The following is a 15498-nucleotide window of genomic DNA, read 5'->3' on the forward strand; positions in this document are numbered from 1 at the left end:
TCCGGCATTGATGCTCTTTTCCCCTAGCGTTCTCATGATCCAGCAGTTGTTCAGACATTGTTGCTTACCACTGCATCAGCTGGGTCAGATCGGGCTGGGGGTAGCGGCAGCGGTGATTGGGCTACAACTGACTGGTGGACTGCAACCCCTAGAGCTAACGGTACTGGACTCCTGGTTTCGGTTACGCCCTCCGGAAGATCGCGATCCGCCCGTTGTGATTGTGGCGATCGATGAAGAGGATATCCGGCGGTTAGGGCAATGGCCGATGTCGGATGTGCAACTGGCAACTTTATTACAACGCCTGCGGCAGGCAAACCCAGCGGTGATTGGGTTGGATCTCTATCGGGATTTGCCCGTGGAGCCGGGAACCTCACAGTTACAGCAGGTGTTTAACACGACCCCCAATTTAATTGGGATTAAAAAGTTGGTCGGCAATCGCAATGGCCCGGTCGTTGAGCCGCCGCTGGTGCTAGAGCAGCGTGATCAAGTTGCCATTAATGATTTAGTGGTCGATTCGGATGGCATTATTCGTCGCCATCTGTTATCCGTGTCTCAGGATGGCACAACCATGTTGGCATTAGGGACGCGGTTGGCATTGGATTACTTAAAGCTGCACCAAACGACTCCCCAACTGGAATCAGATGGCACCACAATCCGGTTAGGCAAGGCTCAGTTTCAACGCTTGTTACCCAATGCCGGGGGCTATGTGAATGTGGATGTAGGCGGCTATCAAATTCTTGCCAACCTGCTCCGATTACCATCGGGAAAAATTCCCAAAATCCCGATTCGCTATATCTTAGAGGGGCGAATTCCTAATGAACGGTTTGAGGGACAGGTGGTATTAATTGGGCTAACGGCGGAAAGTGTCCGTGGCGATCGCTTTTTTACGCCCTATACCACCGATATTCGGGAGGCGTGGGCAGGGGTAGAACTCCATGCCGATCTTTCCAGCCAATTAATTACCAGTGCCTTGGATGCGCGTTCGACCTTGCAAAGTCCATGGGAATGGCTGGAATGGCTATGGATTGGGGGATGGTCATTCGTTGGCGTGATTTTAGGTTGGTTAGTGCGATCGCTGCGGGCGGCGATCGTGGCTGTGCCTTTGGCGATCGGCATTTTATTAGGCAGTGCCTATAGTCTGTTTATGGTCGGCTGGTGGTTAGTGGCGATCGCTCCAGTGTTGGCATTCGGCACAGCCGGGTTGTTGAGTCGGGGATATTGGGTGTGGCAAACCCTGAAACAGGCGAATCAGTTGCTTGAGCAAAAGGTGAAAGAACGAACGCAAGAACTGTTGGAAAAAAATCTGCGCTTAGAGCAGTCTAGAATGGAAGCGGAAGCGGCGAACCGCGCCAAAAGTGAGTTTCTCTCAACCATGAGCCATGAAATTCGCACTCCGATGAATGCGGTGATTGGTATGACGAATCTGTTACTGACAACGACGCTCAATGTTGAACAGCGACAGATGGTGCAGGCGATCGGCACTGGGGGAGAGGTGCTGCTATCGGTGATTAATGATATTTTAGACTTCTCTCGAATTGAATCCGGTCGGTTGGAATTAGAGAGCGCACCTTTTAGTCCTCGCCAATGTCTAGATGAAGTGCTGGCTTTATTTGCTAATCGTGCAGTAGAAAAGTCGTTAGAACTACGGACAATTGTGGCAGATCATGTACCGGAATTGGTAATTGGAGATGTTGCTCGCCTACGCCAAATTTTATTGAACTTAGTTGGAAATTCGATTAAATTTACTGAGGCTGGTAAGGTATTAGTTTCGTTATCCACCACGATCGTTGAGCCAGAAACAAAGCTCCATGAACTGCAATTTTCGGTGCAAGATACGGGAATTGGTATTCCTCCCGAGCGTTTACATCGCTTGTTTCAACCCTTTAGCCAGGTAGATAGTTCCATCACTCGGCGGTATGGTGGTACGGGGTTAGGATTAGTTATTTGCAAACGCCTGTGTGAATTAATGGGTGGGCAAATTCATGTGACTAGCCAGGTGGGGCAAGGCACGACCTTTTCCTTTACAATCTGTGCCTGTGCTACTCTGTTATCCCCCTTATCTGATCCGGCTCAGGTGAGTGGGCAAGCCTCATCGCTATGGGATATTGAATTTGCCCGATATTATCCATTTAAGATTCTGGTGGTTGAAGATAATCTCACCAATCAACAATTGATGCGATTTATGTTGCAACGCCTGGGATATCAACCGGATATTGTCGGCAATGGTCAGGAAGCGATCGTGGCGCTTCAGCGATCGCCGTATGATCTGGTGCTGATGGACATTCAAATGCCGGAAATGGATGGATTGAGTGCCACTCGAGCAATTCGGTTGAATTTGCCGCATCAACCCTGGATTATTGGGCTAAGTGCCAATGTGTTTCAAGATGCCCAGGCGGAGGCGGTCAATGCAGGCATGAATGCGTATCTGACAAAGCCGATCAAACCCGAAAAACTGATTGAGGCGCTAAAACAGGCCCCGTCAGGAGAATCCTCCTGGGATCTGCCAGTTGTCCGACCCGAACCTGCCCCCATTGCTGCCGCGATCGATTTAACAGAACTAAAATCCTATATGCCAGCCGAGGAATTGAATCAGTTAATTTATGACTATTTGCGAGATACGTCCCGACGGATTCAAGCGCTAAAAATAGCCCTGGCAGAGCAAAACTTTATGCAGTTACAGCATCTTGCCCATAGCCTACGCGGCAGCAGTGCCAATCTTGGGGCGCAGGCGATGGCAAACCTGTGTCATGGGTTGGAAACCGTCAGTCAAGTCGGAGAGGATGTTCAGCAAATGCAGCAGTTATTGCGGCACATGGAGATTGAATATATTCGGGTGGTCGAGGCATTAGAACAACGCATTTAATTTGCATTAGTACCAACAGCAATTTTACAACCTGTCTTTTGACAGACCTACCAACTCCCTGCACAATGAGGGCGCACTCATGTTGCCGGGATGCTATGCGGTTAAACCAACCTATGAAACTAATCCAGCGCCAACGATTACTGACGGCTACCATAGTGGTCTGTAGTGTCGTGTTGAGTCAAGTTGCCAGTCAGGCTAACCCTGGACATGATCATCATGCTCATGAACTGCCAGGGATGAGCACCAGTCCTGCCACTCCAGCGAGTGCTGGCTCTGATCAGCACCATCATAAAACCTTAGCGATTCCCTCGGGGCAACCTGTTCCGACCGTGAAATTAGTGGTGCATCCTGATGCGCTGCAAGGCTGGAATTTAGAAGTCCAAGTCACGAACTTTCGCTTTGCTCCCGAACGGATTAACCAGCAGAGTATCACGACTGAAGGACATGCCCATTTATACATTGATGGTCAGAAACTAACCCGGTTGTATGGCTCCTGGTATCACCTGGCAAATTTGGCACCGGGAGAACATCGCCTGACTGTGACACTGAATGCAAACGGTCACGAAGATTTAACGCATGAGGGTCAGCCGATCGCGGCTTCGGCGATCGTGCAAGTGCCGCCGCGTTAACTGGCATGATGCAGGCGATCTAGGGTGAACGATCACACCCTACTGTCATACTGACTGCACTGAGCATGACACTCCATAAGAGGATCAGTAAATTTTTATGCAAACACTAATTATTAACAATTCTATTTCTCTCTCTTAGTACTGTTTTATGGATGAGATTTAAGTAAATTTTGAGTTAAGTTCATCTACCTTCAGGTAGAGATTGGCGGAATCAGGGCATCCTATCTTCAGGATTTGCTGAGAAGGAACTCTTGGTTGTGCTACATTCGCAAGTTTTGATCTTAAGCCTACTGACCTTAGCCGCTGGTTATGCTGGAAAACCCACCCCTACGACAACCTCTACACTACAATCACCAGCATTCGCGAGCACCCATCCGACCGTAATTGCAGTTCGGGATCCTGGGTCGGCATCGACTCCTCGCCGCTATCTGCCGGAACCGCGCCAATTTACGCCAACCGCACCGTCGTCTGCCACGATCGCCCCCACCGTAAAGCTCCACTACCGCTACTACTCCATTACTGGGGTGACGGCTTCAGAGTTACGATCGCAAATGTCCCAAAAGGGGCTAATGGATCCCCATGAAGGACGACGATATGATGCCAGAACTGACTGGGTGGTTCAGTGGTCGTACAATCATCGTCAGATTGATAACCAGTGTGCGATCCAGGCTCCCAAGGTACGGGTTAATGTGACGTTGACTTACCCCCAGTGGACACCCCCCGCTGGGACACCGCGATCGCTGATCACGGAATGGCAACGCTATATGGTGTCATTACAGCACCATGAAGAGGGGCATCAAAATCATGGCATTGATGCTGGCAAAGAGGTGTTGCAAACCTTAAGCCGCCTGCCTGCCTATCCTTCGTGTCTGCAACTGAATCGAGCGGCGAATGCCTCGGCTCAATCGGTGATCAAACGGTACAACCAGAAAGACATTGCCTACGACGACGCGACCTGGCATGGTTATACCCAGGGGGCTGTGTTTCCAACTCCGGCTACGGTTCGCCGCTAAAGCAAAAAATTGGTATTGGGATAGATGCGATCGTCATTAACTTTGGTTTGCATCCGGGTGATTGCCAGATCCGCCCTCTAAGATTGATCTAGACCCTGATCGATCAAGTGGGATGTGATAGGGTCTAGCTTACCCTTCGCCGATCGAGTGTTATGCCAGCATTATCTATGCCCAGCCGTGTGTTCCAACGCAATAACGTGGAAGTTCTGGGGCAAGGGGAACAGACAATTATTTTCGCTCACGGGTTTGGTTCCGACCAAACGGCTTGGCGGCATCAAGTAGCCGCCTTTCAAGCTGATTACCGCATTGTTTTATTTGATCATGTGGGGGCTGGAAACTCGGATATGGCTGCCTACAGTCCCCGTCGCTATAGTTCGCTCTACAGCTATGCCGAGGATCTGTTGGAGTTGTGTGCCGAATTACAGCTATCGCAAGTCATCTTAGTGGGGCACTCGGTAAGTGGGATGGTTAGCTTGCTGGCGGCTCTGGTGGATCCCAGTCGCTTTAGCCAACTGATCTTTGTTGGGGCATCGCCTCGCTATGTGAATGATGCCGCAACCAATTATATTGGTGGATTTGAGCAGTCTGACCTGGATGCCCTCTATGCGGCTATGTCCTCCAATTACTATGCCTGGGTGAGTGGTTTTGCCCCGATCGCGATGGGCAATCCCGATCGTCCGGAACTGGCGACTGAATTTGCGAGAACGTTGTCTGCCATTCGTCCCGATATTGCTCAGGCAGTGGCGCGAGTCATCTTTCAATCTGACCACCGAGCCGATTTATCCCGCTTGACTGTGCCGACCACAATTTTGCAATCGAATAATGATATTGCTGTGCCCTTGGTGGTTGGTGACTATTTGGCGCAGCATATTCCCCACTCTCGCTTAATCAATATTAATGCCCAGGGACATCTACCCCATCTGAGTGCGCCTGAGGTTGTCACCCAAACCATCGCCGCATGTTTAGCCGCCTGAATCTGCTGCCCGATCGTCCTGGAGACAACAGAGGTAAGCCATTGCCTCCCTACCATCCCGAGCGGTTGCCGAGCTTTGAACCCTTGTTGCTAGGGTTGACGGTGATTTTACTCGTGTGGCAAGGATTGAATGGTTGTCCTCCCTGGCTGGGATTAGCTCCCGTTCTGTTGACTGGTTTCATCCTATATCCACCTACTAAAGCGATCGTCCTGGCGAGTAGTGGGCTTTGGGCGGTACTACTGCTGTTGTCTGGGGATGGGATGCTGACGCGGCAACTGCTCACCTTGGGTATGGCGGGGATATTGAGTCCTTTGGTGCGACGTGTGTTATTGCAACGGGAATGGCACAGTGCTGCCCAAACTACCCTGGCGAACTTGATCCAAACTGAAACTGCCGCTAGTCCGGAACAGACGATCGCCTATGCTCTCACGACGCTCAAAACCTTTGCTGGCTCAGATGGTGCGATCGTTCTACGCCAATTAGATGACGTGACAGCAGAAGCTCTGGTCTGTCTACCCGAGGATGCCCTGCCCGATCGACTTACAACCCCTAAGTTATTTGCTGACGCGATCGCCCAAAATCGCTGTATTTACTATCCCAACTATCCGGCAACGGCGACGGCGGCGACTGTTTTGGTGGCACAGGGGGTGCAATCGGTGGCGGTATTGCCCTTATCTCAGGTGGCGCAGGTACAGGGGGCGATCGTCCTGTTCTGGTATGACCCGGTGCAGTTTTCACCTCAGCTTCAGCAGTTCTTAGCAACAGTGCTAAATGGGATGCGAAATTTGCTGCGGTTTCAGGATATGACGCTGCGGCTAGATCAGTCACGGGCGAGGCTCCGAGCCATTTTAGAAACGATTCCCCAGGGGGTGGTGTTTGTTGAGGAGAGTGGGGAACAAGGATGGCTGAATCATGTCGCCGCACTGCAACTGGGATTACCCCAGGGTGCGGTGGAACCGATCGCGATCGCCCAGGCAATGACGGCACTCCGGTTGAGGGCAGATAATCAGCAGGCAATTACGCAGCAGGCGGCGCAGTTATTTACCCAGCCCCAGGGAGAAATCCGCGATTGGCAATGGTTTTTTAGCCAACCTTACCCGCAAGTGTTGAGCCTGTCGAGTACACCCATTGATCTGCGCCATGTCCCCGGTCGCCTCTGGGTGATTGACGATATTACCCAGCGCTGGCAGGCAGAGGTGGCGACTCAACAGGCGAAAGAAATGGCAGAATCTGCTAACCGAGCTAAGAGCGAGTTTCTGGCGAATATGAGTCATGAACTGCGAACTCCGCTCAATGGCATTCTGGGATATGCCCAGATTCTGAAAAAATCGACCAATCTGACGGAACAGCAAAGCAATGGCTTAGAGATTATTCACCATAGCGGTGAACATTTGTTGACCCTGATTAATGACGTGCTCGATTTGTCCAAAATTGAAGCCAGAAAGATGGAACTGCATCCCCATGAATTTCATTTTTCTAGTTTTCTAGAAAATTTGGTACAGATGTTTAAAGTACGTGCCCGTCAAGACATTGCCTTTATTTATCAACCGATCGCGCCGTTACCCAATTTCGTTTGGGCAGATGAAAAACGACTGCGGCAAGTGTTGTTCAATCTCTTAGGCAATGCCATTAAGTTTACCGAGCAAGGGCAGGTCACCTTTCGAGTCCAACCCGTTGAGGATGATTTGCCACTGGGTTTGACGAAACTGCGGTTTGAGGTTGAGGACACGGGGGTAGGCATTGCAGCGACACAATTAGACACAATTTTTCTACCGTTTCAGCAGGCGGGGGAAACGCGGCGGCAGAGTGAGGGTACCGGACTGGGGCTGACTATTACCCGGCAGTTGTTACAATTGATGGGGAGCGATATTCAGGTGAACAGCCAACCAGGACAGGGAAGTACATTCTGGTTTGATCTGGTATTGCCTGAAATGACTAACTCAGGTGGGATGTCTGCTCTACCACTGCCCCCTATTGTGGGGTATGAGGGCGATCGCCGCAAAGTGTTGGTGGTCGATAACCAGTGGGAAAATCGCTCAGTGTTACTGGGGCTACTACAACCATTAGGATTTGCCACGATGGAGGCAGTAGACGGACAGGATGGACTCAATCGGGCATACGAATTTCACCCGGATGTGATCTTGATGGATTTGGTGATGCCGATTATGGATGGGTTTGAGGCAATTCGCCGGTTGCGATCGTCTCCAACTCTGAAAGATATAGTCATTCTGGCGGTTTCTGCTAGTGCGTTAGACTTCGATCAAGCAACGAGTCGGCAGGCAGGCTGCAATGGGTTTCTACCGAAGCCGGTACATGAAGCCGAACTGTTGGAGCAACTACGAATTCATCTGAACCTGACGTGGATTTATCAGCAGCCTGAAGAGTTGCCAAGGGCATCGGTGCATTTTAGATCTGCGATCGCCCCCCACGATCCCGTTGCCATTGCGGATACCTTAGCGACCTTGTCCACCCAGTCTGAACTAGATATTCTGCTCGATCTTGCCATGCAGGGCGATTTACAAGGCATTATGGATTATATTGCTCATTTAGAGCAGGCAGACGATCGCTGGCTAGTGTTGACTCGTCCCTTAACTCAGTTAGTGCGAGGGTTTGAAGAGCAGCAGGTTTTAGAGTTGATTCGCCAGTATCGAGAACAGATATGACTATTGTCACGCCATCGACAATTCTGATTGTTGACGATACGCCCGCCAACTTGAATTTGCTATTCGATTTTTTGCGGGATGTCGGGTTTAAGGTGCTGGTTGCCCAAAGTGGTAAAAGTGCGTTGCAGAAAGTGGAGTATGCCAAACCAGACTTAATTCTGCTTGATATTTTAATGCCGGAAATGGATGGGTTTGCCACCTGTCAGATCTTGAAATCCCAGCAGGCAACGCAGGATACGCCGATTATTTTTATGACAGCGCTGTCCGAAACCGTGGATAAGGTGAAGGGATTTCAGTTGGGCGCGGTAGACTACATCACCAAACCGTTTCAGCAAGAGGAAGTGCTGGCTCGGATTCAGTTGCACCTGAACCTGCGTAATTTGACCCGGCAGGTACAGGAACAAAATACGCAACTGGAACAGCAGATTCAGGAACGGATTCAGGTAGAGGCACAGTTGCGGCAGCGAGAAGCCCAACTCCGGCTGATTACCGATGCTTTGCCTGTGATGATCTCGTATATCGATCGCCACCACTGTTATCGCTTTGTCAATCGTGGCTATGAAGAATGGTTTCAACTGCCTCGGGAGGAACTGCAAAATCGGCACATGCGCGACTTGATTGGGGAATCCCTCTATCAAGAATTGCTGCCAAAGCTGACGCTGGCACTAGCAGGGCAAACGGTGACTTACGAAAATACTCTGCCCCGTCAGGGAAAATTATATAACCTGGAGATCACCTATGTGCCGCATTATGAGGGATCTGAGGTGCAGGGTGCCTACGTGCTGATTCAAGATGTGACTGAACGCAAACAACTGGAACGGCAACTGCTGCGATCGCAGCGCATGGAGAGTTTGGGGACTTTAGCCAGTGGGATTGCCCACGATCTCAACAATGTCCTCACACCCATTTTGATGTCAGTGCAGCTACTAGCGATGAAATATCAAGATCAACAGAGTCAGAAATGGTTGCAGTTGATCGAAAAAAATACTAAGCGCGGCGCTGATTTAATTCGTCAGGTGATGGCGTTTGTGCGCGGTATTGAAGGGAAGCATACCTTGATTCAGCCAGGGCAGTTATTGCAAGAAATCAAACAAATTGTCGAGGAAACGTTTCCCAAGTCCATTACCATTGCAACCAACCTGCCACCGGATCTGTGGGTGGTGTCGGGTGACTCGACCCAACTGCATCAGGTCTTGATGAATCTGTGTGTGAATGCCCGAGATGCCATGCCCAACGGTGGCAAACTGAGGCTATCGGCTGAAAATATCGAACTCGATGTTGCCTTTATGCAAGCCCATCCGGAGGCGAAAATGAGCGCTTATTTATTGCTGACGGTGGCGGATACGGGAACCGGGATTCCCAACGACATTATTGATCTGATTTTTGAGCCATTCTTTACCACCAAAGAATTTGGTCAAGGCACTGGCTTGGGACTATCAACGGTCGTTGGCATTGTCAAAAGTCACGGCGGCTTTATGACCGTTGCTAGTGAAATCGGTCAAGGCACACGATTTAATGTGTTTCTCCCGGCGATCGCCCCAACCGTTAGCTCGCCATCGGAAGATATGGGAGTACCCGTTGGACATGGGGAAACGGTGTTGATTGTGGATGATGAAGCGGCAATTCGTGAGGTGGTGCAAAACTCTTTAGAAGCCTATGGTTATGACACCTTAATTGCAAATGATGGTGTAGAAGCGATTTCCCTCTATATGCAACATCCTCAAGTTATTGATCTGGTCATCGTAGATATGATGATGCCGTCAATGGATGGGGCGTTAGCGATTCGAGCCCTGAAAGAGATTAATCCGCATGTGCGAATTGTGGCTGTGAGTGGTTTGGTGACGAGTGAATTATGCTCGGAGACAACGGATACTGGGGTACTTGCCTTCCTGCCGAAACCATTTACGATTAAGGAGCTATTAACCACCCTGCACCAGATCCTGAAACGCTCAGAAGTGCCTCATTAATGCCATGTTGTCTGTCTGGGCTAATACCCACTACGAGAACATTATTCCATCACCACGACTTGTGTCCCCGGATTAATTTGGTAGAACAAGTTAGTGATGTCCTCGTTATACATGCGAATACACCCATGGGAGATTGCCTGCCCCACAGTATGGCGATCGGGAGTTCCATGAAATCCGATCCAATCTCTGCCATCAGTCCAAAAACCAATCCAATAGGAACCTAAGGGATTTTGGGGATCTCCGGCTGGCACTTTTTGATCCGTTAATGGATTGATCCAGTTAGGATTTTTCTGCATCTGGAGTACTTTAAATTTGCCTTGAGGCGTTTCCCATCCCGATCGCCCGATCGCAATGGGGTAGCGATTCATTTCAATGTCATCCAGATAAAATATCACTGCTCGACTCTTCAGCCTGATCTCCAGCCGGGTTGGTTCTAGCGTCGGATCAAGCGAGGATGATGTGGTGGTGGATATGGATTTAGGTTTTGCAACTGACGATTTAGCGGTGACGGTTGGCTTTGCAGGACTGGGAGATGGCTGAGACGATACGGCGGCTGGAGCCGTTGAACTCGGAGCCTGACTCGATCTCGAAACCACCGAAAGATGAGGATTGTAATATAACCAGAGTAATCCAGTAATACTGGCAACTGGTAATAACCATTTAATAGTTTGCAACACGATCGGTCAATAAGAATTACTATTGGTCAGTAGTGGTTAGCATCCTGATCATTGCATCTGTCTATAGTGCTTTTGAGTGCCTGTGAGAGGCTAGTCTAACGAGAAACACCTCCCACAGCCTTGAAAATGGGTCGCGATCGGCGGAATAGATTAGCGCAGTGCCATCAACAATTCAATGACGACTTGTAACCAACCTATCCCGACAACCACTGATCCTGGCGTTGGCAACTACCAAAGTGCCCGCACACCCTCTACACCACCAGCTCCACCACCTGTACCAGTAGTGTCATCAAACCCTGTGCCGCCCGCACCACCGCCAGCGCCGGTGCCATCAAAACCGTCCGCACCTGTGTCATCAAAGCCACCAGTGCCAGTACCAGTGCCATCAAAACCACCCGCACCACCACCTGTTCCAGTGCCAGCACCCCCTGGAGTGATCACGGTGCCATCAGTGCCGGTGCCGGTGCCAGTGCCTCCTGGAGTCACCATGCCGCCACCAGTGCCAGTGCCAGTGCCTCCGGGGGTTACCATGCCGCCGCCAGCCCCAGTCCCGGTGCCAGTGCCAGCAGGTTGATTAGGATCCATGACGCTACCATCCGTACCCGTCGTGGGAGTGCCAGTGCCATCAACACCTGTACCACCCGTTGTATTGCCAGTGCCACCCCCAGGTGTAGTAGTGGTGCCACCAGTACCGGTCTGGGCAATGAAGGGACCTGGAGCGGCTTGGTTAGAATCCGCCGATTGAGCCTCAATCAAGGCAAGCGCTGGCAGACTGAGTAAAACGCTGGATGCTACAATGCCGACAACACCAGCCAGCTTTTTGATTGCATGTTGACTATGATTCAAGTTCATCACTTTCCCTAAATGGTTGATTGAAGGACATGAAACCTGTTAGTCCTTGGGTGCAGTTAGGAATGGGAATTAAATCAGTTCGAGATCAGGTAGGGGCGGGTTTTGCCGTCAAATTCATTGCAGAGCGCAGATTTCTCTGCTAAATCCGCCCGTACAGGTTGCGAATTCATTTAATCCATAATCCTTAGCAACACCAAAGGTATAAGAACAGGGCGAACCTATAAGGTTGACTGTGAGTTTGTACTGCTTGCAGCACTACCTAGAACCATAACCAACTCGAAACATTAATTTTTCTACTCCAGGAAGGATTCGTATATTAAGTCAAACTGTATTCTCCTTTAAGGAAAAAACCGTTTGATTTAAGTTTCCTAACCTGATTCATGGGCTTAATTAGTTAAATTCATATTTTGGAGTCGCTGGCTCTATATCTTCAGATAGATTTGTTCAACAAATTTAGTGAGATGTTAGCTACCGCGATCGTACTGAAACCAGGGTAGAAGTTAGAACGATTATGGTTCAAACCAGATTTAATCAATCAAGTTTAAATCACTCCATTGTTTCTTGTCGGGTTGGGAACAAAGCGATACTGTTCAGGTAATACAATCAGTTGCCCTTGAGCAAATCGCCAAATTGGTGACTGATTCACCGGCTCAGCCGAATTTTCGTTGGTAAAAGTTATGCTATTGCCTTGGAGGTAATTTCTAGCTAGCTTGGGTTATCCCCTCTCAGGGGGGATTGACTAATCTTCTCGCCCACATCCTTAATTACCTAACTCTGTAGTCAGTTATGCCGAACATGGCACGTTTCCAGCTTTTGCCCTATGGTGTGGCATTGCTCGCTGATGCGATCGCGCTTGTCATTACCTGGGCGCTTCAACCGATCCTTGCCCCGACTTTTTTTGCGCTGTTTTACCCCGCCGTGATGCTGAGTTCACTCTATGGCGGGTTAGGGCCTGGACTGTTTGCTACAGGGTTAGCGACTCTGGTATCGCTGTATTGCTTTGTGCCACCTGTTTATTCCCTGCTGCTGGAATCACCCATTGGACTCTTCCGGATGATTACGTTAGTGTCTGTGGCGTTGATGCTGTGTGGGTTGAGTAGTCGCTACCGTTGGACAAAGCGGCGGGTTGAGAAGACGGCGTTAAAACTGCGAGAGAGCCAGGAGTTATTTGAAAGCTTTATGAGCCATAGCCCTCTCACGGCATTTATTAAAGATGAGGCGGGACGGTATTGCTATGTCAGTCCGGTGGTGGAACGGGAATTCGATCGTCCGTTAGCCGAGTGGCTGGGTAAAACTGATTTTGATCTGTTTCCGCCTAGTATTGCTCAAGCCATCTATGACCATGATCAAGCGGTGTTGATGGCAGGGCGGGCAATGGAATTGGAGGAGATGGATTCTCGCCAGGGGGAAGATCGGTATCAAATGTCGATCAAATTTCCGTTGCACCATCGGACGGGTCGGCGGATGCTGGCAGGAATGTCGTTAGATATTACAGAATGGCGACAGGCTCAGGTGGCATTACGGGAGAGTGAAGCCCGCTTTAACCGTCTGGCGGACACTACCTTGATCGGGTTTTTAACCTGGAATTTAGATGGCAGCATTGTGGATGCGAATGATGCCTTTTTGCAATTGCTTGGTTACACCCGATCGGAGTTAGAGGCGGGGCAATTACACTGGGATCGCATGACACCGCCGGAATATGAGCCAGCCGATCGTCATGCAATTGCGGAACTGTATGAGTTAGGGATTAGCAAGCCGTTTGAAAAAGAGTTTATTCGCAAAGATGGGGTTCGGGTGCCCGTGTTATTGGGGAGTACTTTTTTTGAGCGATCGCAGCAGGCAGGGGTCAGTTTTGTCGTAGATTTGACGGAACGCAAACGAGCGGAGCAGGCGTTGAAGGAAAGTGAGGAACGGTATCGCCTCTTAGCTGAAGCCTTACCACAATTAGTCTGGACAAGTGATGCGATCGGTCGGGTGACGTACTGTAATTCCTTCTGGTATGAGTACACGGGGTTAACTCCGGAACAAACCATTCCGTTAGGGTGGAGAACAGCCGTACATCCTGATGATTTAATGCGGTTGTGGGAGCAATGGCAACCAGCAACAATCACGGGAGCCAGTTTTAATATTGAGTGTCGGGTACGGGCGGCAGACGGACAGTACCGTTGGTTCTTGGCGGCGGTGGGGGTTGCTCGGGACTGGCAGGGTCAAATTACTCACTGGGTCGGTACGGCTCAAGATATTAGCGATCGTAAACGTAGTGAACAGGAACGAGAACGTTTGCTGGCTAATGAACAGGCGGCACGAGCAGAGGCAGAAGCCGCCAATCGAGTTAAAGACGAATTTCTGGCTGTGTTATCGCATGAATTACGAACACCTCTGAATCCAATTTTGGGCTGGACAAAGCTACTGCGATCGCGGCAATTTAGTGCGGAGAAAGCCGATCAAGCCCTGGAGGTGATTGAACGGAATGCCACCTTACAGACGCAGTTAATCGAAGATCTATTGGATATTTCTCGGATTCTACGTGGCAAATTGAAGTTAGACGTGGTTCCAGTGCAGTTAGTGCCGATGCTGAATGCGGCGATCGAAACTATTCGCTTAGCGGCGGAAGCCAAGTCGTTACGGATTCATCGTTTATTTGAGGCGGATCTGCGTCCAGTGTTAGGGGATGCGGGACGGTTGCAACAAATTATTTGGAATCTGTTATCGAATGCCGTGAAATTCACACCACCGCGTGGAGAAATTACCATCCGATTAGACTCGATCGTTCGGTCAGGTGTAGAACTAGCGCAAATCACCATTACTGATACCGGCAAAGGCATTAGTCCCAGTTTTTTGCCCCATGTGTTTGACTATTTCCGGCAAGCCGATGGCAGCACGACCCGGAGTTTTGGGGGGTTGGGATTGGGCTTAGCGATCGCGCGGCATTTAGTCGAGTTACATGGGGGACAGATTACGGCCGCAAGTGAGGGTAACGACAAAGGGGCAACATTTATGGTGTATCTACCCCTGGTTAGCCCCCAAACCCAGTCCCAACCAGTTAGAGATTTAACAACCGATGTGGTTAACTTAAGCGGACTCCAGGTGTTGGTGGTAGATGATGAGCCAGATTCCCGCGAGTTAATTGCAGTGATTCTGGCACAGGCGGGGGCTGAGGTAAGAACCGCGAGTTCGGCTGACGAAGCCCTGCAACTTTTGGCACAAGCGCTCCCAGCGTTATTAATTAGTGATATTGGTATGCCAGAAACTAATGGCTATGAATTGATGCAACAAATTCGCTCGCGTTGGCTGGCACCAGAGGCAACATTTCCCGCGATCGCCCTGACTGCCTATGCTGGAGAAACGGATCAACAACAGGCACTAGCCGCCGGATTTCAACGTCATATTGCTAAACCCGTCGCACCGGAGGAATTGCTGCGAGTAATAGCGATCTTACTCAAGAGTTCTGAGTCGGTGCGGTAGTGGGGTAGTTGGGTAACGCCGATTGGTTTAACCGTAATAAGATCCGATTCGCTTGGACATGCAGTTGAATGGCTTTGGCGTGTTCTATCCCTGCCTGGACAAAAGCCGGTGTTGACTGTTGCCGATCCTGTTGGGCGATCGTGATCAGATCAATTGCTGTTTGACCATGCGTTTGGATCTGTTGCCCGATCGCTTGAATGGCTTGGCACTCTTCTAGAGCTGCTGGTTGGCTTTGCATTAACGCCAGCCCTAATCGTTCTAGATGCTGACCATGCTCCTTCACTTGATAGGAGTGTTGAACCGTCATGGCAATACTTTCATCAGAAATTTGATGACCATGCATAGTGAAATTCATCCGGGTTGATGGGGTTGCCATAATCGTAGATCGAAGTTAT

The 15498-nt window shown here is 50.1% G+C and carries 10 protein-coding genes; 7 read left to right on the plus strand and 3 right to left on the minus strand.

Annotation, left to right across the window (positions count from 1 at the left end):
* Positions 1–34 precede the first annotated feature (34 nt).
* The 6 genes from ACN4EK_RS01200 (at position 35) to ACN4EK_RS01225 (ending at position 10109) form a co-directional block, all read left to right on the plus strand.
* A complete protein-coding gene (locus ACN4EK_RS01200) occupies positions 35–2863 on the plus strand; it encodes a CHASE2 domain-containing protein (RefSeq protein ID WP_431655503.1) in 2829 nt (942 codons plus the stop codon).
* A 113-nt stretch (positions 2864–2976) separates the two neighbouring features.
* Complete coding sequence (locus ACN4EK_RS01205) at positions 2977–3492, plus strand: hypothetical protein (protein ID WP_431655504.1); 516 nt, start codon at positions 2977–2979, stop codon at positions 3490–3492.
* A gap of 257 nt (positions 3493–3749) precedes the next feature.
* Complete coding sequence (locus tag ACN4EK_RS01210) at positions 3750–4505, plus strand: DUF922 domain-containing Zn-dependent protease (protein WP_431655505.1); 756 nt, start codon at positions 3750–3752, stop codon at positions 4503–4505.
* Positions 4506–4657: 152 nt separating this feature from the next.
* Entirely contained in the window at positions 4658–5479 is an 822-nt protein-coding gene (locus ACN4EK_RS01215; protein WP_431655506.1) for an alpha/beta fold hydrolase, read from the plus strand.
* On the plus strand, positions 5464–8142 hold the full coding sequence (locus tag ACN4EK_RS01220; protein ID WP_431655507.1) for an ATP-binding protein: 2679 nt from the start codon (positions 5464–5466) through the stop codon (positions 8140–8142). The genes ACN4EK_RS01215 and ACN4EK_RS01220 overlap by 16 nt, the downstream gene beginning before the upstream one ends.
* Positions 8139–10109, plus strand: a complete 1971-nt coding sequence (locus ACN4EK_RS01225; RefSeq protein ID WP_431655508.1) for an ATP-binding response regulator — start codon at positions 8139–8141, stop codon at positions 10107–10109. Before ACN4EK_RS01220 ends, ACN4EK_RS01225 begins: the two co-directional genes overlap by 4 nt.
* 41 nt (positions 10110–10150) lie before the next feature.
* Here ACN4EK_RS01225 and ACN4EK_RS01230 read toward each other — a convergent pair whose 3' ends face one another.
* Complete coding sequence (locus tag ACN4EK_RS01230) at positions 10151–10786, minus strand: L,D-transpeptidase (RefSeq protein ID WP_431655510.1); 636 nt, start codon at positions 10784–10786, stop codon at positions 10151–10153.
* Positions 10787–11014: 228 nt separating this feature from the next.
* Positions 11015–11638: a hypothetical protein gene (locus ACN4EK_RS01235; protein ID WP_431655511.1), complete on the minus strand. Its 624-nt coding sequence runs from the start codon at positions 11636–11638 to the stop codon at positions 11015–11017.
* 786 nt (positions 11639–12424) lie between these two features.
* Here ACN4EK_RS01235 and ACN4EK_RS01240 point away from each other — a divergent pair.
* Positions 12425–15103, plus strand: a complete 2679-nt coding sequence (locus tag ACN4EK_RS01240) for a PAS domain S-box protein (protein ID WP_431655513.1) — start codon at positions 12425–12427, stop codon at positions 15101–15103.
* Here ACN4EK_RS01240 and ACN4EK_RS01245 read toward each other — a convergent pair.
* Entirely contained in the window at positions 15078–15479 is a 402-nt protein-coding gene (locus ACN4EK_RS01245) for a hypothetical protein (protein ID WP_431655515.1), read from the minus strand. The two genes, ACN4EK_RS01240 and ACN4EK_RS01245, sit on opposite strands and share 26 nt — an antisense overlap.
* Positions 15480–15498 lie beyond the last annotated feature (19 nt).

The sequence above is a fragment of the Pantanalinema rosaneae CENA516 genome, from assembly GCF_050753385.1.
GTDB classification, from domain to species: domain Bacteria; phylum Cyanobacteriota; class Cyanobacteriia; order Leptolyngbyales; family Leptolyngbyaceae; genus Pantanalinema; species Pantanalinema rosaneae.